General features: G+C 44.5%; 19 protein-coding genes. 16 read left to right on the top strand and 3 right to left on the bottom strand.

All coding sequences use genetic code 11. The features are described 5' to 3' along the window. Nucleotides 1-48: 48 nt before the first annotated feature. The 10 genes from JOD02_RS05420 (at nt 49) to JOD02_RS05375 (ending at nt 15,470) form a co-directional block, all read left to right on the top strand. Nucleotides 49-3,117, top strand: a complete 3,069-nt coding sequence (locus tag JOD02_RS05420; protein ID WP_204487660.1) for an efflux RND transporter permease subunit — start codon at nt 49-51, stop codon at nt 3,115-3,117. A gap of 254 nt (nt 3,118-3,371) precedes the next feature. After that, nucleotides 3,372-3,737: a hypothetical protein gene (locus tag JOD02_RS05415; protein WP_204487658.1), complete on the top strand. Its 366-nt coding sequence runs from the start codon at nt 3,372-3,374 to the stop codon at nt 3,735-3,737. A gap of 22 nt (nt 3,738-3,759) precedes the next feature. Continuing rightward, a complete protein-coding gene (locus JOD02_RS05410) occupies nt 3,760-4,701 on the top strand; it encodes an AEC family transporter (protein ID WP_204487656.1) in 942 nt (313 codons plus the stop codon). A gap of 64 nt (nt 4,702-4,765) precedes the next feature. After that, entirely contained in the window at nt 4,766-5,989 is a 1,224-nt protein-coding gene (locus JOD02_RS05405; protein WP_204487654.1) for a Gfo/Idh/MocA family protein, read from the top strand. Continuing rightward, nucleotides 5,986-6,975 carry a Gfo/Idh/MocA family protein gene (locus JOD02_RS05400; RefSeq protein ID WP_204487652.1) on the top strand — a complete coding sequence of 330 codons (990 nt, stop codon included), beginning with the start codon at nt 5,986-5,988 and terminating at the stop codon, nt 6,973-6,975. Before JOD02_RS05405 ends, JOD02_RS05400 begins: the two co-directional genes overlap by 4 nt. Nucleotides 6,976-7,223: 248 nt before the next feature. Continuing rightward, complete coding sequence (locus tag JOD02_RS11615; RefSeq protein WP_279380656.1) at nt 7,224-7,970, top strand: acyltransferase; 747 nt, start codon at nt 7,224-7,226, stop codon at nt 7,968-7,970. A gap of 35 nt (nt 7,971-8,005) precedes the next feature. Then, the gene (locus tag JOD02_RS05390) at nt 8,006-10,072 is read left to right on the top strand and encodes a beta-galactosidase (protein WP_394355743.1); all 2,067 of its coding nucleotides are present in this window, start codon (nt 8,006-8,008) and stop codon (nt 10,070-10,072) included. 658 nt (nt 10,073-10,730) lie between these two features. Continuing rightward, on the top strand, nt 10,731-12,197 hold the full coding sequence (nagZ, locus tag JOD02_RS05385; RefSeq protein ID WP_204487651.1) for a beta-N-acetylhexosaminidase: 1,467 nt from the start codon (nt 10,731-10,733) through the stop codon (nt 12,195-12,197). Nucleotides 12,198-12,299: 102 nt separating this feature from the next. Beyond that, nucleotides 12,300-15,128, top strand: coding sequence for an excinuclease ABC subunit UvrA (uvrA, locus tag JOD02_RS05380; protein ID WP_204487649.1), 2,829 nt, complete (start codon nt 12,300-12,302; stop codon nt 15,126-15,128). 24 nt (nt 15,129-15,152) lie between these two features. Next, nucleotides 15,153-15,470, top strand: a complete 318-nt coding sequence (locus JOD02_RS05375; RefSeq protein ID WP_204487647.1) for a hypothetical protein — start codon at nt 15,153-15,155, stop codon at nt 15,468-15,470. 88 nt (nt 15,471-15,558) lie between these two features. On the opposite strand, the gene JOD02_RS05370 is transcribed toward JOD02_RS05375, so the two are convergent. From JOD02_RS05370 to JOD02_RS05360, 3 genes are read right to left on the bottom strand one after another with little or no spacing between them, the layout of a single operon-like run. Continuing rightward, complete coding sequence (locus tag JOD02_RS05370; RefSeq protein ID WP_204487646.1) at nt 15,559-15,939, bottom strand: DUF4363 family protein; 381 nt, start codon at nt 15,937-15,939, stop codon at nt 15,559-15,561. 5 nt (nt 15,940-15,944) lie between these two features. Next, a complete protein-coding gene (locus tag JOD02_RS05365; protein ID WP_204487644.1) occupies nt 15,945-16,622 on the bottom strand; it encodes a DUF421 domain-containing protein in 678 nt (225 codons plus the stop codon). Between the two features lie 57 nt (nt 16,623-16,679). After that, nucleotides 16,680-17,417 carry a DUF6062 family protein gene (locus JOD02_RS05360; RefSeq protein ID WP_204487642.1) on the bottom strand — a complete coding sequence of 246 codons (738 nt, stop codon included), beginning with the start codon at nt 17,415-17,417 and terminating at the stop codon, nt 16,680-16,682. Between the two features lie 168 nt (nt 17,418-17,585). Between JOD02_RS05360 and JOD02_RS05355 the strand changes: the two genes are divergently transcribed. The 6 genes from JOD02_RS05355 to ehuA all read left to right on the top strand — a co-directional run bounded on the left by JOD02_RS05355 (nt 17,586) and on the right by ehuA (nt 22,236). After that, entirely contained in the window at nt 17,586-18,125 is a 540-nt protein-coding gene (locus JOD02_RS05355) for a Chromate resistance protein ChrB (RefSeq protein WP_204487640.1), read from the top strand. A gap of 24 nt (nt 18,126-18,149) precedes the next feature. After that, nucleotides 18,150-19,391 carry an MFS transporter gene (locus tag JOD02_RS05350; protein ID WP_204487638.1) on the top strand — a complete coding sequence of 414 codons (1,242 nt, stop codon included), beginning with the start codon at nt 18,150-18,152 and terminating at the stop codon, nt 19,389-19,391. 18 nt (nt 19,392-19,409) lie between these two features. Beyond that, complete coding sequence (locus JOD02_RS05345; protein ID WP_204487636.1) at nt 19,410-19,796, top strand: YkvA family protein; 387 nt, start codon at nt 19,410-19,412, stop codon at nt 19,794-19,796. Between the two features lie 54 nt (nt 19,797-19,850). Further along, the gene (locus tag JOD02_RS05340) at nt 19,851-20,666 is read left to right on the top strand and encodes an amino acid ABC transporter substrate-binding protein (RefSeq protein ID WP_207754227.1); all 816 of its coding nucleotides are present in this window, start codon (nt 19,851-19,853) and stop codon (nt 20,664-20,666) included. 157 nt (nt 20,667-20,823) lie between these two features. Next, nucleotides 20,824-21,465: an amino acid ABC transporter permease gene (locus JOD02_RS05335; protein WP_204487942.1), complete on the top strand. Its 642-nt coding sequence runs from the start codon at nt 20,824-20,826 to the stop codon at nt 21,463-21,465. Nucleotides 21,466-21,477: 12 nt separating this feature from the next. Then, a complete protein-coding gene (ehuA, locus tag JOD02_RS05330) occupies nt 21,478-22,236 on the top strand; it encodes an ectoine/hydroxyectoine ABC transporter ATP-binding protein EhuA (RefSeq protein ID WP_279380655.1) in 759 nt (252 codons plus the stop codon). Nucleotides 22,237-22,362: the final 126 nt, after the last annotated feature.

The raw sequence follows: 22,362 nt of genomic DNA, 5'->3' as shown, positions 1-22,362 counted from the left end.
CAATAGATGCAACTAAATGTACAAAGCACAAAGTCAGGAGGAAAGATTATGAGCATTGCAGGATTGAGCGTTAGAAGGCCTGTGACAACTGTTATGGTTGTGCTGATTGTGCTCATTTTGGGTTTTGTTTCATTGACGCGGCTCAATGTAGACTTACTACCCAGCATTAATCTACCCATAATGGTGGTGTCGGTGCAATACAGTGGCGCAGGTCCTGAAGAGGTGGAGAGCATAGTTACGCGAAACATAGAAAGCGTCTTGGCAACGGTGGGTAACCTTGAGTCCATGAGATCGACTTCATCCGAGGGCAATTCGTTGGTGATCCTGGAATTTACCCAGGGTACCAACATGGACGTGGCGGCGCTGGAAGTGCGCGAAAAGCTTGATATGATAAGGGGCATGCTGCCGGAGGGGGTGTCTGACCCAATAGTGCTCAAGCTGGATCCTAACATGTTGCCCATCATGAGCTTTGCGGTATCGCAAGAGGGCAAAACCGACGAGGAGCTGCAGGAATGGGTGGAGGATGTGCTCAAGCCGCGTATAGAACGGATAGAAGGTGTGGCCTCGGTATCGGTTTTGGGTGCAAAGCAGACAGAGATAAAGGTGATAGTTGATCCGGATAAGCTTATAGCCTATGGCCTGACTATGGACCGAATAGTTAGCGCTTTGAGAGCTGAGAATTTGGCTTTGCCCGGTGGAGTTGTGCAGGATGGGCAGTATGACTTGTTGGTCAGGATTTCGGGACAATTTGAAAGCCTTGATGAACTTTTGAATGTGCCCGTCGTGAGTTCTACCGGTATCACCTATATGCTTAGGGATTTGGCTCGGGTCGAAAGGGGCGTAAAAGATGATAGGCAGTATTCAAGGGTGAATCAATACGATAGCCTTTCCATATCGGTTTATAAAGAAAGTGTGGCAAATACCGTACGTGTGGCCGAAAAGGTAAACCAGGAGATAGAGAATATAAAGAAGGCATATCCTGACATAACTGTTATGAACATAATTGACCAATCAAAATTTATAAACAGATCAATTTCGGCAGTGACAAGCAATGCTTACATAGGAGCCATATTGGCCATTGCCATATTGTTCATATTTCTAAAAGATGTCACGCCTACCCTGGTCATTGCCACCTCGATACCAATTTCGGTGATATCTACTTTTGTATTGCTTTATTTTAGCGGCATTACCCTTAATATAATATCACTGGGTGGTTTAGCTTTAGGCGTAGGCATGATGGTGGATAATTCCATAGTAGCTCTCGAGAACATATATAGAATGAGGGAGAAAGGTTTAAACCCTAGCGAAGCCGCAGAGAAAGGTACCAACGAGATATCTATGGCAATAATGGCTTCCACATTGACGACGGTAAGCGTCTTTTTGCCGATAGTATTTACTCAGGGCATGACGGCAGAGATATTCAGGGAGCTGTCCCTTACCGTTACTTTTTCGCTCATGGCATCGCTGGTGGTGGCGATTACATTGGTACCCATGCTGGCGTCTAAGCTGATAAGAGGTAAGGGCTTTAGCAGGAAAAATAAAGCTGTTGAGCGCTTGACAGAACGGTACAGGCACATGCTCCAATGGGCGCTGGAGCACAGAAAGGCTGTCATGTTTATAACGGCTGTAGTTTTTGGACTAAGCATTGTACTTTTGCCTTTGGTGGGTGTGGAGTACTTTCCAGCAGTGGACCAGGGGCAGATACAGATAGAAATAAGGCTTCCAAAAGGGAGCAGCTTTGATGAGACCTTGGAGGCAGTCCAGAAAGTCGAGAAGATAGTGGACGAGATTCCAGAAGTGGATATGGTGTGGGCTGTCATAGGTGGTCAGCGTATGAGTTTTGGAATGGGGGCCCCTGTCAGAGACCAGGGTAGTATTACGGCTATATTAAAACCCCTCGATCAGAGGAGCAGGACCACTCAGCAGGTGGGTGAAGAGATAAGGGAAAAGGTTAAGGATATAGCAGGGTGCCAGATACAAGTAAACACTGACAGTGGATTGGTCGGATTGGGTTCTGGTATGACGGGTTCACCTATATCCATAAGCATAAAAGGTCAGGATCTGCATGTGCTTCAGGAAATATCGGATGATATTGTGAAAATTGTATCAAGCGTGCCAGGGACGCGTCAGGTGCGTTCAAGCTTTGAGGAAGGCCGCCCAGAGCTGCGTATAATCGTAGACAGGCAGAGGGCTTCTCAGTATGGGGTTAATGCTGCTTTGGTATCAACCGCTGTTCAAAGCCATCTTCAAGGTATGGTTGCTACTCGATACAAGGAACAAGGGACTGAGATCGACGTGAGGGTGCAGTTGCCGGCTGATGGCAACATGAAACTGCAGGACGTGGAAAACGTCATGGTCATGTCGCCGCTTGGTATTGCAGTTCCCTTAAAAAGTGTGGCCAGGTTTGAGTATGCGCAAGGACCTGCCAGAATAGAAAGGCAAGACCAGTCTCGTGTGGTAACTGTAAACGGCAGCTATGAGGGGCGTAGCTTTGGCGAGGTTATGCGCGATATCCAAGAGAAGTTGAAAGATTATCCACTGCCCGAGGGGTATTTCATAGAGTATGGTGGTCAGCAAGAGCAGTTGTCGGAAGCATTTGGGGACCTCAGATTGGTACTTGTATTGGGAGTACTCCTTGTGTACATGATAATGGCTTCGCAGTTTGAATCTTTGGTTCATCCGTTTACCGTTATGTTTACCGTACCGCTGGCTTTTACAGGAGGGCTTATCGGCCTTTTGATAGCCGGGAAACCTTTGAGCGTGCCAGCCTTCCTTGGGTTTATAATGCTGGTAGGCATCGTGGTAAACAACGGCATCGTACTGGTGGACTATATAAACAGGATCCGCAAAGATTATGCAGAACTTAAGCAAGCAATAGTCCAGGCGGGGACTATAAGGTTGAGGCCGGTACTTATGACCAGCTTAACCACCATACTTGGGCTTTTGCCCCTTGCGTTGGGATTAGGAGAAAGTTCAGAGTTACAAGTTCCTCTTGCTGTGACAGTTATGGGTGGTTTAACGCTTTCTACATTTTTGACCCTTGTGATAGTACCTGTCGTATATTCGCTGGTTGATGACTTAGGTAGGTGGATTGGAAAAAGATTGAGGATGGTATGATAGGAGGTTTGATAGAGAAGGGGGTATATGTTTGAAGGCAAGTTTGAAATTTACAAACTCCTCTTTTTTGTGTTATTATTGTGGTAAATTGAAATAATTTTGTGGGTAGGTGTTAGTTTTTGAGTGTGATGCTTAAGTTTATGCGATATATAGTGAAAAAATTTATTATTATAGCGATTTTGATATGGTCGATCGTTTTGGTTTCATTCACGGCATATGATTGTGCCAATATATATATTGTGGTGACAGAGGGAATGACTCAGAGGGCTGCAGCAATATTAGAGGAACAGAAAAATGTTTCTTTAAACAAGTTCTTTACTTCATCTTATTTAAGCTCTGACCCTTTATTGAATAACAATCAGTATGAAAATTTTATTATACAAGACTATAATCTTCGATTGCGTATTAAATGGCTATGGGCTTGGCCCTGGAATGATTCAGCCAGAGTTGTTGTCGAAGAAGAAATTCCCAAAATAGTGGCAAAGCCCAAAAGTGATGACCAAGAAGTTAAAATCCCTCCCCCGTGGCAGAATGGAGAGAAGGTAATATTACTTCAAAAGCGAGCGGGATTGTGGAAGATAGATGGAATAATATTTAAAGCACCTCTTAAAATGAAATAATTTGAAAAGGAGCCTTGCAATTATGGGGGTTTTTGATGCTGTCCAGTGCGTACTCAGTATTTTGATTATGGTTTCAATAGGCTATGTGCTCAGCTATCGTGGTTGGTTTGACGAGCGTACGTCCGAGCTGTTTTCTAAGATAGTAGTAAAGGTGTCTTTACCTGCTCTGATGATTTCGAATTTGTTGTCTACATTTGATAGAAAGAAGTTATTCGAAGCGGGGTTGGGCGTATTTATACCTATATTATGTATGTTGCTGTTGTATGGAATTGGGCTGATGATAGTAAGGTTACTTAATGTACCATCCCATAAACACGGCGTCTTTTTAGCCATGTTTACCTTTTCTAACACGGTATTTATAGGGTTGCCGGTTAATGTTGCGCTTTTTGGAGAGAAAAGCACATCCTTTGTGTTGTTGTACTATGTTGCAAATACAGTGTTGTTTTGGACTATGGGTGTAAGTGGAATTCAGCGCGATGGCTTGAATGGTCAAGTAACCACTCTATCAAGAAGGATTAAAAATTTGCTATCTCCTCCTTTAATAGGCTTTTTATTGGCTATTTTATTGATACTGTTTGATGTTCGTCTTCCCAAGTTTATTATGGATGCCTGTAAATATATGGGCAATTTAACCACTCCTTTATCAATGTTATACATAGGTATTGTTATAAACTCTATAAAAATGCAAGATATAAGGTTTGATAAGGACATGGTAGCTGTATTATTGGGTAGATTTGTGTTGGCTCCGTTGCTAATATTAGCTTTTATGTATTATTTGCCTTTGCCTGTACTGATGAAAAAGGTGTTTGTCATCCAGGCAGCAATGCCTACTATGACTCAGATAGCCATTGTATCTCAAGCTTACAAGGCAGATTACAGGTATGCGGCTGCTATGGTGACGGTTACCACGATGGCCAGCCTTATTTTTATTCCGTTGTACATGTTTGTGCTAACTTACATTTAAATTTTTAATTTAAAGTTTATGCAATCGTTTGCGAGTTTGAATATCTTTTTATGGAGGGATGAATATGTACGACGATAATCGGGTTTCTATTGTATTAGTAGGCATCGGCGGATACGGTAATATATACGTCGATGCGCTGCTCAATAATCTTGAGCGAGGTGACTTTAAAGTTGTAGGGGCAATTGACCCTAGGCCAGAAGGATGTCGTAATCTGCAAAAGATTAAAGATATGGAGATCCCCATTTTCTCCTCAATGGAGGAGTTTTATGCCAGCTTTAAAGCTGAGTTGGCCATCATATCGACCCCTATTCATTTTCATTGCGTTCAAACCTGTTATGCTCTATCCCAAGGGAACAATGTGCTGTGTGAAAAGCCAGTGAGCGCAACCATTCAGGAAGCTCGGCAGATGATGGAGGCCAGGGATCGTGCTGGCAAAATCGTTGCAATCGGCTATCAATGGTCGTACACCGATGCCATACGTACCCTTAAAAAGGACATCCAATCGGGCTTATTTGGCAGGCCCAAGAGGTTTAAGACCATTGTGCTGTGGCCCAGAAATAAAGATTATTACCGGCGGGCATGGGCTGGTAAACTGCGAGATGCAGAAGGCAGGTGGATACTGGACAGCGTTGCCAACAATGCGACAGCCCATCATCTGCACAACATGTTTTACGTCTTAGGCCAGGAGCAGGATAAGAGCGCAAAGCCCGCTCAACTTACAGCGGAGCTTTATCGCGCCAATAACATTGAAAACTTCGATACTGCTGCTGTAAGGATTTTTACTGAAGAAGGTGTGGAATTGCTGTTTTATGTGACCCATGCTGTTACCGAAACTGTTAATCCCACTTTTTGCTTTGAATTTGAAAAGGCAAAGGTTGTATACGGCCCAATGGAGGGTAAAAGTGACAATATAATAGCTGTATTTGATGATGGCACTTACAAGGTGTACGGCAATCCAGAGGAAGAAGGGGTTAAGAAGCTGTGGATGACTATAGATGCGGTTAAGGGTATACAGCCTGTGGTGTGCGGCATCGAAGCTGCTACTTCTCACACGCTGTGTATCAACGGTATGCAGGAGTCAGTACCGCGCATATCGCATTTCCCGGAAAATCTGATCAAGTACAATGAAAACACGAAAATAACTTGGGTGGAAGGGTTAAATGAGGTTTTGAAGAGATGTTACCAGGAATGGAAGCTGCCACATGAAATTGGCGTAGAATGGGCAAAAGCCGGTAAAACGATGGATTTGAGGGGATACCAGTATTTTAAGGGGGAGGATATAGGATGAAAGTCGTTATTATAGGCTCCAGCGGTCATTATAACTACGCAATTGAAGGAATAAAGGAGGACAGAGGTGTTATTATTGTAGGAGTAGCTCCGGGTTCGGAAGGAGAAGATATAAGCCCTGCTTATAGAGCAGCGTGCAAAATAGGGCATGTGCCTAAAATATATGACGATTACAGAACTATGCTTGATGAGGTAAAGCCCGACATAGCAGTGGTCAACTGCTTCTTTGGCCACCACGCCAGAGTTACAATGCAGGTGCTTGAACGGGGGATACACGCCTTTGTGGAAAAGCCGCTTGCCACCACCTTTGAAGACCTGGAGCAGCTTAAGGAGGTTCATTCTCGTTCAGGTGTGCACCTTGCGGCCATGTTTGGAATCAGGTATTCTGCCCATTTCATTACGGCATGGAATCTGGTGAAAGAAGGTGTGGTGGGAGAGATACGGCTGATGAATGCTCAAAAATCGTATAAACTCGGCCAGAGAAGCGAATTTTACAAATCGCGTTCAACTTACGGGGGCACCATTCCATGGGTGGGAAGCCATGCCATTGACTGGCTTTACTGGTTCGGCGGCCAAAAATTTGAATCGGTTTTTGCTTCCCACTCTGCCAGGTATAACCGTGAGCATGGAGAACTTGAGGTGTCGGCCTTATGCCACTTCACCTTTTCAAATGAGGTGTTTGGCTCGGTAAGCATAGATTATTTGCGTCCCAAGCAGGCACCTACCCACGACGATGACCGTTTGCGCGTTGTGGGCACCCGGGGCGTTCTTGAGGTGAGGGATGGCAAGGTGTACTTGATAAACGATGAGATAGATGGCATTAGGGAAGTGCCGCTCATGCCCAAGCAGAACATATTTATAGATTTTTTGAGGCAAATAAAAGGAGAAGGTCAGTGCCTGGTTACAGCTCATGACTCCTTCTATGTGACCGAGGCGTGCTTGAAAGCCAGGCAGTCGGCAGACGAGGGGAAAGTAATACGGTTCTAAATGAGATATTTATATCGTCTATGGACTTATGCGAGTTACCAATTTTAAACTGTGTGTTAAATATGCTTGTACAAGAGATAAAAGGATGTTAAAATAGAGTTGGCGGATAGGGTTATATTGTTGTCGAGCTTACATGGCTTGCCAGCTAATCGGGAGTTACTTGTATCCTATTTTATTTGTTTTAAGCGGAGCCCACCTATCCAGCACTGTAAAAGAGTTTGTACATAAGATCGAAAGGGTGAAGAACGATGTACGATGACAAAGTAGAAACCGTTGTTCAAAAGGGATACAACCCATGGGTGGGGTTCCGCTGGTTTAATAAGTCGAAGATAAGAAAGGCATTGAGGATTATTTGGAGTAATCCAAAGCTCATTTTCAATGCCATTTATAGCTTTTTTGTGGGTCTGAGGTTTTTTGGGATCAAATTCTATAGGTTTCCGGTTATCGTTGATGTGGGAAGCAAAATTAGAAAGTCACGTAAGGCCAGGCTGCAGGTTGATGGGCGGTTGTATCTGGGTGGCAGATACATTGGCGAGCAGAGCGGTGATGGCGCTTATTTGAAGCTAGCCAGAAATTCAACCTGTCACATAGAAGGCAGAGTGAAGTTGGGGCCAGGAGTGCGAGTAATTTTGGAGCCGGGTGCCAGCTTGACTATAGGAGACAACACCTATATAACCGCATCGTCGGTTATACACTGTGCAACCAGCATTAGCATTGGGAGGGACTGCGCCATCGCGTGGGGTACAACCATCCTGGATACCGATTTCCATACCATCATCTATGAAGATGGTAAGCAAAATTCCATAAGTAAACCTGTAAAAATAGGGAATAGGGTCTGGATAGGGTGCAACTGTACTATTTTGAAAGGGGTAACCATAGGCGACAACTGCGTTATTGCCGCGAATTCGCTTGTAAATAGGGATGTCCCACCGAATTCTTTGGTGGCAGGCAATCCTGCAAGGGTAATCAAGAGTGGCATAAGCTGGCGTGCGTAAGGCAGGCATAATATAGTTATTGAGAGGTGATATTTATGAAACCGATGAAGTATCCCCCTATAAACCCAAAGTTTCCGCATTTTCTCCATGGCGGTGACTACAATCCCGATCAATGGAAAGACACGCCCGAGGTATGGGATGAAGACATGCGCCTTATGAAGTTAGCCCATTGTAATGTGATGTCGGTGGGGATATTTTCATGGGCCAGCTTGGAGCCTGAGGAAGGTAAGTTCGAGTTTGGATGGCTAGATACCATTATGGACAAGCTGGCCGAGAACGGCGTGTATGTCATTTTAGCTACTCCCAGCGGGGCAAGACCGGCTTGGTTGGCTCAAAAATATCCAGAAGTGCTCAGGGTTTTGCCCAACCGCCAGAGGATACTGTTTGGAGGGCGACATAATCACTGCTATACCTCGCCTGTGTATCGTGAAAAGACGCGCCTTATAAATCAAAAGCTGGCTGAGCGCTATAAGGACCACCCTGCCCTTCTGGCATGGCATGTATCCAATGAATATGGGGGTGAATGCCACTGTGAGCTGTGCCAGCAGGCTTTCAGGGAATGGCTGAAGAAGAAGTATGACAATGATTTAGATAAGCTCAACCGTGCGTGGTGGACAGGTTTCTGGAGCCATACATACACCGATTGGGACCAAATACAGTCTCCCGCACCTCATGGGGAAGGGTCTATCCATGGACTCAATTTGGACTGGAAGCGGTTTGTAACCCATCAGACCATCGAGTTCATGAAAAACGAGATTGCCCCGTTGCGCGAAATCACGCCAAATGTTCCTGTCACTACCAATTTTATGGGGACATATACTGGGCTGAATTACTGGAAATTTGCTCCTGAGCTCGATGTGATTTCATGGGACAACTATCCGATGTGGCATGGAGAGGAGCCTGACTGGGAACTTGCATACAAAGTGGCTTTTGTGCATGACATAAATCGCTCGCTAAAGGGTGGGAAGCCCTTTATGTTAATGGAAAGCACGCCCAGCATGACCAACTGGCAGCCGGTGGCTAAACTAAAGCGGCCTGGTATGCACCTCCTGTCGTCTATACAGGCGGTGGCTCACGGTTCGGATACGGTGCAATACTTCCAGTGGCGCAAGAGCAGGGGATGTGTGGAGAAATTCCACGGCGCGGTGGTTGATCACTGCGGCCATGAGAATACGCGCGTTTTCAAGGATGTTGCAGAAGTAGGCAAGGTGCTTGAGAAGCTGGATCCTATCGTAGGTACGACGGTAAGGCCGGAGGTTGCGATAATATATGACTGGGAAAACCGGTGGGCAATAGACGATGCGCAGGGACCACGGCGGGAGAAAAAGGACTATCTGTTGACCTGCCAGTCTCATTACAGGACATTCTGGGAAAACGGCGTGCCCGTGGATGTTATAGATATGGACTGCGATTTTTCGGGTTACAAGCTGCTTATCGCTCCTATGCTGTACATGGTACGTCCAGGAGTGGCCGAGAGGATAGAGAAATTTGTGGAAAAGGGAGGCACCTTTGTAACCACATACTGGAGCGGTATTGTAGATGAGAATGACCTATGCTTTCTCGGAGGGTTTCCCGGGCCTTTGAGAAAGGTGACCGGAATATGGTCTGAGGAGATAGATGCGCTGTACGACCACGATGTAAACCACGTGGTGCTGAAGGATGGTAATCCGCTGGGGCTTAAAGGCGAGTATGAGGCCAGAGAGCTGTGTGATTTGATACACGCTGAAACTGCGGAGGTTCTGGCCACTTACAAGAGCGATTTCTATGCCGGCAGACCTGCTCTGACTGTAAATTCCTTTGGTAAGGGCAAGGCGTATTATATTGCATTTAGGAACAACGGGGATTTCCTTACAGATTTTTATGGAGCGCTCATCAGGGAGCTGAATCTAAAGAGAGCGGTTGATACTGAGCTGCCTCAGGGCGTGACGGCACAGATGCGCACAGATGGAGAGAGGGTGTTCGTTTTCATACTCAATTTTGTGCCCGAAGAGAGGCAAGTAGACCTCAAAGATATGCGGTTTAAGGATATGATAACGGGTGAAAACGTTACAGGCCGTGTATCACTTCCGCCGTATGGGGTGAAGATTTTGGAGAGGTTGTAATTGTGATATGAAACAAGGATGGCGTTAGAAAGCCATCCTTGTTTTGTATTACGTGAGGATATTTTGTAGCTATGAGCATTGTTTTTTCAATGAGTGATTAGTAAATCGATGCTTATGCGACAATGATGGAAGATCTCTAATAAGCCGTGTTTAAATATGCTTTTGAGAGCATTGATATTGATTTGATTCCTGGTACTGATGCTGTAGGTGGTATAGGAGGTAGGCTGGTTGTCCCTTAAATGCAATCTTAAAAATTTTTATGTTCGCAGGAATATAGAAATTTTTGTAAAATAACTAAATTATAGCAGGTAATAGATCAAGAATAAAAGTGTGTTTTTGAAACAAAACTGTTTGCCGGTTGCTTATAATCTCTTTTGTTATGTCAAAATAAAGGTGTAATTGTTAGATTTCCCCCAAATTAAATATGGCATAGTCACTAATTTAATATCCTTTATGATTTACTTGCTATTACAACATTTGACAGAGGTTTCGGGGAGGTTAAACGGAGAGTCTTTACAAACCCATCCAAGCGAGCCTGTTCCAAACTTTCTGTATGAATTAGTAACAAAGTTTCTTTTTTGGGGAAATTGATAACACAAACTAGAAATGAGCGTTTTGGTAAATCTTGTCAAAAATTGCAGAATCAAGGGGGAGAAACATGAGAAATATTTGCAAGGTGTTGGTCATTTTGTTGTTACCTTTGTTCATAGGCACATTTTTGTTGTCAGGCTGTTCTATTGAGGGACTATATACGCGCCGTGATTTGAAGGCTGACGAAAATGCCTCCTCCCTGTACAATACAGGGAAAGATGCTCAAACTACCGGCCAAGATGGCGGAACGCTTGATGATGAGGGCAATGGATCGGCGGGACAGTGGGATCAGAGATTTAAGGATACAAAACAAAGCTATTTAGAGCCAGAGCATGAAGGCAAGCAATCTGAGCAAAAGCCGAACACTCAAAGCGCTAATGCTCAAAACCCAAACAATTCTCAAGTGGCATCTTCTTTGGATGCTCAAATCGAAAGCTATATTAGCAAAATGACCCTGAAGGAAAAAGTGGGCCAGATGCTTATTGTAGGCTTTGACGGATTTGAACCCTCCTCCGATATCAAGGATATGATACAAAACTACCACGTAGGAAGCATTATACTCTTTCCCAGAAATGTCAAGAACAGCATGCAGCTGGTTAGTCTCATTAACCAGTTAAAAGTACTTAACAAAGACAATCCTCTTCCGCTCATAATTTCAGCGGATCAGGAGGGTGGGAAGGTCAATCGCCTTCCGGAGGATGCTACCCGTTTCCCGGCAAATTTGGTATTGGGCAGGGAAAACTCGACACAGCTGGCCTATGATGTGGGAAAGGTGATGGCTGCTGAAATGCGAGCTTACGGCTTTAATCTTAATTTTGCGCCAGTTCTAGACATATTGAGCAACCCCAACAACACCGTTATTGGCGACAGGGCATTGGGCACCACTCCTGAGGTTGTTGCGCACCTCGGAGTTGCCCTAATGAAAGGACTTAAAGATGGTGGCGTTATACCTGTAATAAAACATTTTCCGGGACATGGCGATACCGTTGTGGATTCCCATGTGGACCTTCCCAGATTGGAACACGACATGCAGCGTCTCAAAAGCTTTGAGCTCATTCCTTTCAAGCAGGCCATTGAGGAAGGGGCTGATATGGTTATGGTGGCTCACATACTGTTCCCAAATATAACCAAAGAAAAGGTACCTGCCAGCCTGTCGTGGGAGATAATTACGGGAATGCTGCGCCAGGAGTTGGGCTTTGAAGGAGTGGTCATATCGGACGATATGGAGATGGGGGCCATACAAAAGAATTACGGATTAGAGGAAGCGGTTGTACGGGCGGTGCTGGCTGGGACTGATATAGTGTCGATATGCCATACTTATGAAAAGCAGAAACAAGCCTTTGAGGCCATCATCAAAGCTGTTCATGATGGTACAATACCGATGGAGCGCATTAATGAGTCGGTGAGGCGGATTATAGCTTTGAAGCTCAAGTATGATTTAACCGATGAGCCGGTGGATGCCAGCAACATCCCTAAAATAGTAGGAATAAAGGAACATAAGGCTGTTGCTGACAGGGCATGGGGAAGGGAGTGATACAATCCTCCCTTTTATTTTGTAGGGATTTTTGCTATACTGTATTCTGAATCGCAGTAGAGAAGAAAATCCTTACAAAACGGAAGAGGGTTTGGTTGACGCATGATTGATGGCAAGGTGATATACGTAAAGGGTGCAAGAGAGCACAACTTAAAGAACATAGACGTGGTGATTCCCCGGGATAAGCTGGTGGTGGTGACAGGGCTCAGCGGTTCCGGTAAGTCATCGCTGGCTTTTGATACCCTATATGCCGAAGGGCAGAGGCGGTATATAGAATCGCTGTCGGCGTATGCCCGGCAGTTTTTAGGGCAGATGGAGAAGCCAGATGTAGATTACATTGAAGGGCTTTCCCCTGCTATCTCCATTGACCAAAAGACGCCTCGCAGGAATCCCCGTTCCACGGTGGGAACGGTTACCGAGATATATGACTACCTTCGCCTTCTGTTTGCCAGGATAGGCATCCCCCATTGTCCCAACTGTGGCAGGGAGATTAAGCAGCAGACGGTTGAGCAGATGGTTGACTATATCATGGGAATGGAGGAAGGGACCAGGATTCAGCTTCTGGCTCCTCTGGTGCGAGGGCGAAAAGGGGAATATGTACGCCTGCTTGAGGACATAAGGAAGGAAGGCTATGTGAGGGTTCGGATAGATGGGGAGATGCGTGAGCTTTCGGAGGAGATTAAGCTTGATAGGAACAAGAAGCACACCATCGAGGTGGTGGTCGATCGGCTTGTTGTGAGGAAAGGCATCGAGCAGAGGCTCACCGATTCGCTTGAGACGGTGTTAAAATTAAGCGATGGATTGGCGGTTGTGGACGTGATCGGGGGGCAGGGGGTCCTCTTCAGCCAGAAGTATGCCTGCCCTGAGTGCGGTATCAGCATAGAGGAGCTGACGCCTCGGCTGTTTTCGTTCAACAGCCCGTTTGGGGCTTGTCCCAACTGCCATGGGCTGGGCGTTTTAATGGAGATTGACCCCGAACTTGTAATCCCCAATCCTTCTTTGAGTTTAGCTGAAGGAGCAATTGCCGTTCCTGGATGGAACAGCGCCAATGGGGACAGCATAGCCAGGATGTTTTTGGAGGCGCTGGCCGAGCATTACGGTTTTAGCCTGGATACCCCTGTTGAAGACCTGCCAAAGGAAATTGTAGATATCATATTGTATGGTACCAGAGGGGAGAAGATCAGGGTTAAATATGACCGACATGGCTCAGGTTATTTTATGGCTCCCTTTGAGGGTATAATCCCAAATCTGCAGCGGCGTTACCATGAGACTGATTCCGAATCAGCCCGTGAAGAGATTGAAGCATATATGGGCAATACTCCATGCCCTGTTTGCAAAGGCGCCAGGCTGAAGCCCGAAGCTCTGGCCGTCACGGTGGGAGGGCTTAATATATACGAGGTGACCAATCTATCGGTCAAGGAGCTCCTGGATTTCATCGATGGCCTTAAACTTACGCCTACGCAACAGCTAATTGCCCATCAAATACTCAAGGAAATCCGCTCCCGCCTCCAGTTCATGGTGGATGTGGGACTTGACTATTTGACTTTATCGCGCCCTGCGGGAACGTTATCGGGTGGTGAGGCTCAGCGCATCAGGCTGGCTACCCAAATCGGGTCCAGCCTTGTGGGAGTTCTTTATATACTCGACGAGCCCAGCATAGGCCTGCATCAGCGCGATAATGAGAGGCTGATACGCACTTTGAAGCGGCTCAGGGATCTGGGGAATACCGTAATCGTTGTGGAGCACGACGAGGAGACCATACGCTCAGCTGATTACATCATAGACATGGGGCCGGGAGCCGGAGCCCATGGTGGACGGGTGGTTGCTGCCGGTACCGTCGAGGATATTATGAATTGTCCAGAGTCCATTACTGGCCAGTATTTGAGCGGCAAAAAGAAAATAGAGGTTCCTGCTGTGCGGAGGCAGCCCAGCGGCAAATGGCTTGAAATCATCGGGGCCAGCGAACACAATTTAAAAAATATAAACGTCAGAATACCACTGGGGGTAATGACCTGTGTAACCGGCGTTTCTGGCTCGGGCAAGAGCACTCTAGTGAACGAGGTCCTCTATAAGGCGCTGGCCAAGGAGCTTCATCGCGCAAGCGTAAAGCCGGGACGGTATGAAAGGATACTGGGGCTCGAACACCTCGACAAGGTTATAAACATCGACCAGTCTCCAATAGGCAGGACGCCGCGTTCTAACCCTGCTACCTATACCGGTGTGTTTGATTATATACGCGAGGTATTTGCCATGACCAGCGATGCAAAGGTAAGGGGATATAATAAAGGGCGTTTCAGCTTTAACGTCAAAGGGGGTCGCTGCGAAGCCTGCCGTGGCGATGGCATTATAAAGATCGAGATGCAGTTTTTGTCAGATGTATACGTGCCGTGTGAGGTGTGTAAGGGAAAGCGGTATAACCGTGAGACTCTGCAGGTAAAATACAAGGGCAAGAATATAGCCGATGTGCTGGATATGACGGTTGAGGAGGCCATGGAGTTCTTCGAGAACATACCAAGGATTCACAGGAAGCTGCAAACCTTGTATGATGTGGGATTGGGCTACATCAAGCTTGGACAACCATCAACCACTTTATCCGGCGGCGAAGCCCAGAGGGTTAAGCTGGCCACTGAGCTCAGCAGGAAGAGCACCGGCCGTACCATATATATACTGGACGAGCCCACCACGGGGCTGCACATTGCTGACGTTCACAGGTTGATCGACATATTGCACAGGCTGACCGAGGGGGGGAATACCGTGGTGGTCATCGAGCACAATCTGGATGTCATAAAGACGGCTGACTATATCATTGATTTGGGGCCAGAAGGTGGAGAAAGAGGCGGGATGATAGTGGCCCAGGGCACACCCGAAGAGGTGGCAAATGTAGAGGGTAGCTATACAGGTAAATTTTTAAGGCAGGTACTCAATATTTGAAAAAGTAGAAAGGATGTGATGTGTGTGGAAAGAGCTTTTCGCTATCAGACAGGGGAGACCGATGAGATCATCAAGGAGCTGAGGCAAAAAGGAAGCGTTGAGGTGGATGTAGATTCGGAGGATAAGATAAAACCGTTTTTGAAGGATTTGGAACGATATGGTATATATGAACGCACTGATATTCCTTGGGACTACGAAGCCATAAGCTTCTTTGAAAATCAGGACTTTTTGTGCAGGGTTCAGGTGGAGGATCGTGCTTCTCAACCGGCTAAATCTAGATTGTTTATAGATTTCTACAGCGAGTATATTGAAGAGGATTATGCCGATATATTTTGGGGCTAAAGACTGTTGTTTAGCCGGAACAGCCCAAATGAATTGTGTTTGTGAGGAGAGCCTCAAAAAGCTCGTTTTGTATCCACCTCCTATTAACCTAAAGGATGTTTACAAGACACAGGGATTCCTTTTGTGGAATGTGGGCTATATAAAGCCTGAGGGCCGAAATTTCAGACAGTGAGTCGGTTTTTTCCTGCAGTTTTACCAGCTGTTTTACCCTTGCCAGCGTTGCCTCTATATTGTCTATTTCTTCGTGGTTTATAAATATCTGCCATGAATTTTTGGTTTGGCCCCACAGCTTTGTTAAAGACTCCAGTTCACTGTCGGCCATCTCCCAGCTATCGCTTTTTATGGCTGATTCTAAGCTTGTTAATCTATGTTCTAACTTTTTAGCAGAGGCTTCAAGGGAATGCTGGGTCCATACGGCGAAAACAAAAAACGCGATGGTTATCGCTAGCATTATAAAGGGTATCTTCAACGAATTCACCTCCGCTTCTCTTTTTCTTCTATCTGTAAGTTTCTCTGGCTATCAAGGTAGGCGAAAAATACGTCTTCGGGTTTGAGCCGGTGAATTTCAAGCTGTTGCAGTAGCCAGTTGATGTCCAGACCTGCCTTCGTAAGGTTTTTGTGCTGTATGTGGCCGTCCATGATGAGGGTGTATGGTAGGCCCTCATAGCGGGTGGAGAGCTTGAGGTCCTCGGCGGTTACCGGCCTCTTATGAGGTTTGGGTATGACGCTTAGCTGGCCGTTGGTCTCAAGTATTGCGAACTCAACGTCTGATACGTTGACTATGTTCTTCTCCCTCAGCTGCTCCAAAAGGTCATTTATGTTATAGCGTAAGCGGGCTAACTCCCTTTGCACAATCTTGCCGTTTTGTATCACTATGCTGGGCGAACCGCATAGAATGGTTCTGGCCCTCTCGCTTTTTAAAGTGACATAAGAGAAAATTACCTCTGCTAAAAGCAATGCCAGGATGGGTACGATTCCGTTCAAAAGAGGTATACCCGTGTTCTCCATGGGCACCGATGCCAGTTCGGCTATCATTATGGTAACCACCAGCTCAAACGGCTGCAGCTCACCCACCTGCCGTTTTCCCATAATTCTTACTCCTGTTACTACGACGACATAAAGTATTAAAGCTCGAAAAAATGCCACTAGCATATGTACAACTCCTCACCATTGCTTTTTTATATATAGATTGGCTGGGACGTACATGTTTTATTCTTGATTGATGGAGTCACCTTTTATTTTAAAGATACATCTTTTTAGTGAATCACGAGAATTATGCCACGGGCTGTCAATGTAGTAATAATTAAACTTTTTGATAAACCAGTTTAATTCATCATTAAGCCTTTTTAGGTTATTTTCTTGTAGCGCAAAGGTAGATTGGCAAAATTTTTTAAGCTGTGGGCCGCTGAGCAGGCGCTGAGCCTCTTCGATTAAAAGATGAAAATGCCCGATGCAAAAGCCTTTGCAGTTTTCGTACAGCGATTGAAATTTGCTATTGCATGTCCATAGCTGAATTATGGACCCAGCATAACTGTGTGCTGTATCTCTTGAATGACTGCATAAAAAGCAGGCCGATTCCTCTGTATGATGATTTATGTGCCGATTGAATATTTTCTTAATGACGTTCAAAACAGGATATTTTGACGACAAGTAAGGTATTTCCATCATCCTTTTAAACTTCTGCAGCTTTGACATCTCGTGCAATAATATCTTATCCACGATGAGAGCCAATCCAAATTTATCCCTGTAATTTAGAAGCTGCTGGAAATGGATCGAGCAAAAGCTCATATGCTCCAGCGACCTGTGAAAATTTACATCGTTAACCATATCCCTGAACAGCCCTGAAATATAGGATTCTTCAGCTCTCTTCATTACATGGCATAGAGGACACTCGGTATTTTCCTGGAAGGCGTCCCACAACGGGAATGTAAATATCTCCTGTTTCATTTCACACCTCTTTTAGGTTGAAATATTCGACACTACTTATTGTTTTCATATGACAGGAAAGTATTCAACTTTATTGGAATGCAGTTTTTTGATTATTGACAATTCTCCTGGTGGTTTGTATACTTATTACATGTTATGAGTATTACATTTATGAAAGGAGGGGATGATTTGAGCAGTAGAGAATGGTTAATATTGAATTTCACCTTGCCGAAAGAACAGTCCCGAGTTCGAGTAAGTGTATGGCGAAAATTAAAAAAATGCGGGTCTGTAAGCATTGGACAATCAATGTGGGTTCTTCCTGCTTCCGAAGAACATTTAAAACTTTTCAATGAGATGGCAAAAGAAATAATTGAAAACGGCGGTATTGCATACATCGCAAATGCTGATTTTCTTAGCACGGGAAACACAGATGACATAATCAATCTGTTTAATAAAGCCAGAGATGAGGAATACCAAGAGTTTTTAGAAAAATGTGAAGACTTTTTCCTTGAAATTGAAAAGGAAACAAGGAGAGAAAACTTCACATATATTGAACTCGAAGAAAACGAAGCTGAATACAACAAGCTTGTGGAATGGTTAAAAAAGATAAATAGTAGAGATTTTTTTGGTGCCCCACTAAAGAAGCAGGCAGAGGAAATGTTAGAAAAATGTAAACGCCTGTTGGATGATTTTAGCAATAAGGTTTATGCGTTAAATGAAGGAGAATAATTAAAAAGGAGGAAGATTAAGCTTATGAGTCATAATTCAAAAAATCAATTTTCACCGGCGGTAATTGTGATACTCATATTTGGTATCATCAGTATGATGGGCGATATAATTTATGAAAGCGCAAGGAGCGCCAACAGCCAATATTTAAATTTGTTGGGTATAAGTGCTGCTCTTGTTGGTCTGGTCTTTGGCATCGGGGAATTCCTTGGATATTTTCTGAGGCTCATTGCGGGAATCCTATCGGATAAGAGCGGTAAACACTGGATTTTTATGTTCCTAGGCTATGGCATGCTACTGGTTGTACCTTTGATGGGACTTACTAGGAATTGGAATATTCTTGTTGTGCTGATTTTGATGGAGCGCATCGGGAAAGCATTGCGTAGCCCGGCTAAGGATACAATCCTTTCCGGAGTTTCAGAAAACCAAGTCGGAATTGGGTTTGCCTTCGGTATTCAGGAAGCTGTGGATCAAATAGGCGCTTTTGTTGGACCGCTTATTTTCACTATGGTTTTTTATTTTTCGGGAAAGAATGGAATTGCGCAATATCAATTGGGATATAAATTGTTGTTTGTTCCGTTTGTAATTTTGATGCTATTTCTGATATATGCATATAGAATGACCAAAGGGGACAATCTCATCTCTACGGTTATTAAAAAGGATTTACGTACGGAGCACATTAGGCCGATTTTTTGGATCTATACGGCTTTCACCTTTTTTTGTACGTTGGGATTTGTTAACTTCAGTACAATAGGTTACCATTTGAAAGCGAACAACCTGATGTCAGATGGAAATATAACCTTGCTTTATTCAGTAGCCATGGTCGTTGATGCTGCTACAGCGCTACTTATTGGCAAAGTCTATGATCGACTGAAAATTAAAACAGGAATGAGAACTGGTGGCCTTCTGGTTTTGATGGTAATTCCAGCTCTCACATTGCTGTTGCCATTTTTGACATTAAGTAATTCGACAGGGCTTATCGTTATTGGGATGATTATTTTTGGCATAGTAATGGGAACGCATGAAACGGTTATGCGTTCTGCAATTGCAGATATTACACCTTTTGATAAGCGTGGTACCGGTTATGGAGTATTTAATACCAGTTATGGTTTGGCTTTGCTTGGCGGAGCAGCGTTGATGGGTTTGCTTTATGATATGAATATGGTAGGGGTTATAATTGCTTTCACTTGTATAACTGAATTGATTGCTATCATTCTATATTCAAAAATGAATAATATGGTAAAAAACAGCCATCAAGTAGAGCTTTAACTCGGGGGACATAAACAAATGGATCTTAAAGAGAAAGCAAATGCTTTAAAAACATATATTCCGGCTCTCTTCATAGCAATGAAGAAAAAGGATACACCAATTGTTGCAAAGATATTTGCAGGAATAACCGTATGGTATGCATTGTCACCCATTGATGTAGTTCCTGATTTTATACCTGTATTGGGATACTTGGACGACCTAATCATCCTTCCGTTATTGATAACATTGACTATTAAATTTATACCAAATGAGATAATGGAGATATGCAAAGCAGAAGCAGCAGGTATTTGGAAGGACAGAAAACCTAAAAAATGGTACTATGCTGTTCCAATTGTAATTTTATGGATTGTTATAGTTGCAATGATTGTACATAAGTGCGTATCAATTATCACTTTACTTCTTTAATACATTAAATTATAATATTGTTGTTTGAAAATTAAACAAGCTTTGAATGGAGGAATGGAAGTGAAGAAGAGGTCGTTTTTAATTTTAACTTTGATTTTAGTAGCTGGTTTTATGTTGAGTGCTTGTTCTGAAGCCAAGCAGGTTTCAAAGGATGATTCTTTGGAGAAGGTCAAGCAGGCCGGCAAGTTTATAGTAGGGCTTGATGACACGTTTGCTCCCATGGGTTTCAGGGATGAAAGTGGTAACATCGTAGGTTTTGACATCGATTTGGCTAAAGAAGCTGCAAAGAGGTTAGGCGTAGAAGTGGAGTTTAAGCCCATAGACTGGAACAGCAAGGAGCTTGAGCTGAAGAATAGGAAGATTGACATGATATGGAACGGGCTTACAATTACCGAGGACAGAAAGAAAAACATGGCTTTTACAAAGCCCTATCTAGTGAATACCCAGATCATAATTGTGCCCGAGGGATCCAGCATAAAGAGCAAGGCCGACCTGGCAGGCAAAAAAGTAGGGGTACAGATTAGCAGCAGCAGCCTTGAAGCATTGAAAAAAGATAAGGAGGTCTATGAGTCTCTAGCGGAAGTAGTGGAATATCCCGATAACCTTGAAGCGCTCTTGGACCTGAAAGCAGGCAGGATTGACGCCGTGGTGGCAGACGAGATTCTGGGAAGGTATTATATCGAAAAGAGGAAGGAAAATTTTGTGGTCCTAGATGATAACTTTGGTACCGAGGAGTACGGCGTAGGGCTGAGGCTGGAGGACAAAGCGCTGCTTGAGGCGCTAGACAAGGTACTTGACGAGATGAAGCAGGATGGCACCATGTCTGAGATTTCTAAGAAGTGGTTTGGCGAGGATATCATAAAGAAGTGAGTGCTGTATCGCACTGTTAGGGCTGGAGGCTGACGGGTTTTGATTATACCGTCAGTCCTCTTTTGTGTTTTTATAAGTTTTTTAAACCGGGAGAGATGTTATGCAACAGTTATTACTTGAGTTTGCAACGCCTACGCTTGAGGTCATAAAACCCACATTGGAATATGTATCGCGGATTATCGTGCCCATGCTCCAGGGTACTGTGGTCACTCTAGAGCTGTTTTTCATCACCATTGTTTTTTCAATCCCCCTGGGAGTGCTGCTGGCGCTGGCACGCATTTCTAGATACAGGATTTTGAAGGATGTCGTTGGTGGATACATCTGGCTCTTGAGGGGTACACCGTTGCTTTTACAGGTGTTTTTTGTCTATTACGGTTTGCCCAATTTCGGCATTACTCTAGAGAATTTCCCAGCAGCATGTATTGCTTTTGTCCTCAACTATGCCGCCTATTTCGCCGAAATTTTCAGGGCCGGCATACAGTCAATTGATAAAGGGCAGTATGAGGGAGCCAAGGTGCTTGGCTTTACTTACTGGCAGACAATGTGGAGAATTATTCTCCCGCAGACCGTGAGGAGGGTGCTGCCTCCAGTCAGCAATGAGGCAATCACCCTTGTAAAGGACACGGCCCTTGTATATGCTATAGGATTGGGAGAGCTTTTAAGGGCTACCAAGATTGCCGTATCCAGGGATGCGGTGACATCGCCTTTTGTAGTGGCGGCCTTGTTCTACTTGGCCATGACTTATGTGCTGACAAAAGTGTTTGACAAATTAGAACAGCGCTATTCAATATATGAATAGGGGTTAGAGGCTATGTATATGATTGAGGCTAAAAATATTTACAAGTCATTTGGAGCTTTACAGGTTTTAAAAGGGATTTCGCTGAGCGTTAAGAAGGGTGAAGTAATAGCTATTATAGGGCCTTCCGGATCGGGGAAGAGCACCTTGCTGCGGTGTCTCATTCATCTGGAGTTCATTGATAGAGGCTCTATCATAATAGAAGGACAACCTATGGCGTATGAGGATGAAAACGGTAAAACACGATATGTATCTGATAAACAAATACGACAACTTTGTAAGAAGATTGGGATGGTGTTTCAAAACTTCAATCTGTTCCCTCATAAAACGGTGCTGGAGAACATCATTGAGGCACCGATTGTGGTAAACAAGGTGCCCAAGAAAGAAGCGATTGATATGGCCGAGGCGTTGCTTAAGAGGGTAGGACTGATTGACAAAAGGGACAGCTATCCTTCCCAGCTTTCGGGTGGTCAAAAGCAGAGGGTGGCCATTGCGCGGGCTTTGGCCATGAAGCCTGACATAATGCTGTTTGATGAACCCACTTCTGCGCTAGACCCAGAACTTACCGGCGAAGTTTTAAAGGTTATGCGAGACCTGGCTCAAGACAGGATGACCATGCTGGTGGTTACCCACGAGATGGGGTTTGCTCGAGAGGTGGCTGATCGGGTGATATTCATGGATGGTGGAGAGATAATAGAGGAAGGATTGCCCGATGAGATATTCCGTAATCCGCACAGCGAGAGGACGAGGAATTTTCTTAAACAGGTGTTGTGATGGAATTTTGTTGTAATTTTCTATCTTTGTTAAATTAATATCAATCTTGTCGTGGATGTGTAAAATATCGCGGAGTTTAGAATATATAGAAAAAATAATTTTAAGTAAATCGAATCGTATAAAAAT

The sequence above is a fragment of the Caldicoprobacter guelmensis genome, from assembly GCF_016908415.1.
In the GTDB taxonomy this organism is placed as follows: Bacteria; Bacillota; Clostridia; order Caldicoprobacterales; family Caldicoprobacteraceae; genus Caldicoprobacter; species Caldicoprobacter guelmensis.
The sequence above is the reverse complement of the archived record's forward strand: the minus strand, read 5'-3'. Positions and strand labels throughout refer to the sequence as shown.

What these genes read in the sequence shown, in the direction of transcription:
- JOD02_RS05415 (WP_204487658.1), top strand. Translation starts at nt 3,372, where the DNA reads ATGACTCAGAGGGCTGCAGCAATATTAGAGGAACAGAAAAATGTTTCT.
- JOD02_RS05390 (WP_394355743.1), top strand. Translation starts at nt 8,006, where the DNA reads ATGAAACCGATGAAGTATCCCCCTATAAACCCAAAGTTTCCGCATTTT.
- JOD02_RS05345 (WP_204487636.1), top strand. Translation starts at nt 19,410, where the DNA reads ATGGATCTTAAAGAGAAAGCAAATGCTTTAAAAACATATATTCCGGCT.
- JOD02_RS05400 (WP_204487652.1), top strand. Translation starts at nt 5,986, where the DNA reads ATGAAAGTCGTTATTATAGGCTCCAGCGGTCATTATAACTACGCAATT.
- ehuA (WP_279380655.1), top strand. Translation starts at nt 21,478, where the DNA reads ATGTATATGATTGAGGCTAAAAATATTTACAAGTCATTTGGAGCTTTA.
- JOD02_RS05410 (WP_204487656.1), top strand. Translation starts at nt 3,760, where the DNA reads ATGGGGGTTTTTGATGCTGTCCAGTGCGTACTCAGTATTTTGATTATG.
- uvrA (WP_204487649.1), top strand. Translation starts at nt 12,300, where the DNA reads ATGATTGATGGCAAGGTGATATACGTAAAGGGTGCAAGAGAGCACAAC.
- JOD02_RS05365 (WP_204487644.1), bottom strand. Translation starts at nt 16,622, where the DNA reads ATGCTAGTGGCATTTTTTCGAGCTTTAATACTTTATGTCGTCGTAGTA.
- JOD02_RS05340 (WP_207754227.1), top strand. Translation starts at nt 19,851, where the DNA reads ATGGAAGTGAAGAAGAGGTCGTTTTTAATTTTAACTTTGATTTTAGTA.
- JOD02_RS05405 (WP_204487654.1), top strand. Translation starts at nt 4,766, where the DNA reads ATGTACGACGATAATCGGGTTTCTATTGTATTAGTAGGCATCGGCGGA.
- nagZ (WP_204487651.1), top strand. Translation starts at nt 10,731, where the DNA reads ATGAGAAATATTTGCAAGGTGTTGGTCATTTTGTTGTTACCTTTGTTC.
- JOD02_RS05420 (WP_204487660.1), top strand. Translation starts at nt 49, where the DNA reads ATGAGCATTGCAGGATTGAGCGTTAGAAGGCCTGTGACAACTGTTATG.
- JOD02_RS05360 (WP_204487642.1), bottom strand. Translation starts at nt 17,417, where the DNA reads ATGAAACAGGAGATATTTACATTCCCGTTGTGGGACGCCTTCCAGGAA.
- JOD02_RS11615 (WP_279380656.1), top strand. Translation starts at nt 7,224, where the DNA reads ATGTACGATGACAAAGTAGAAACCGTTGTTCAAAAGGGATACAACCCA.
- JOD02_RS05350 (WP_204487638.1), top strand. Translation starts at nt 18,150, where the DNA reads ATGAGTCATAATTCAAAAAATCAATTTTCACCGGCGGTAATTGTGATA.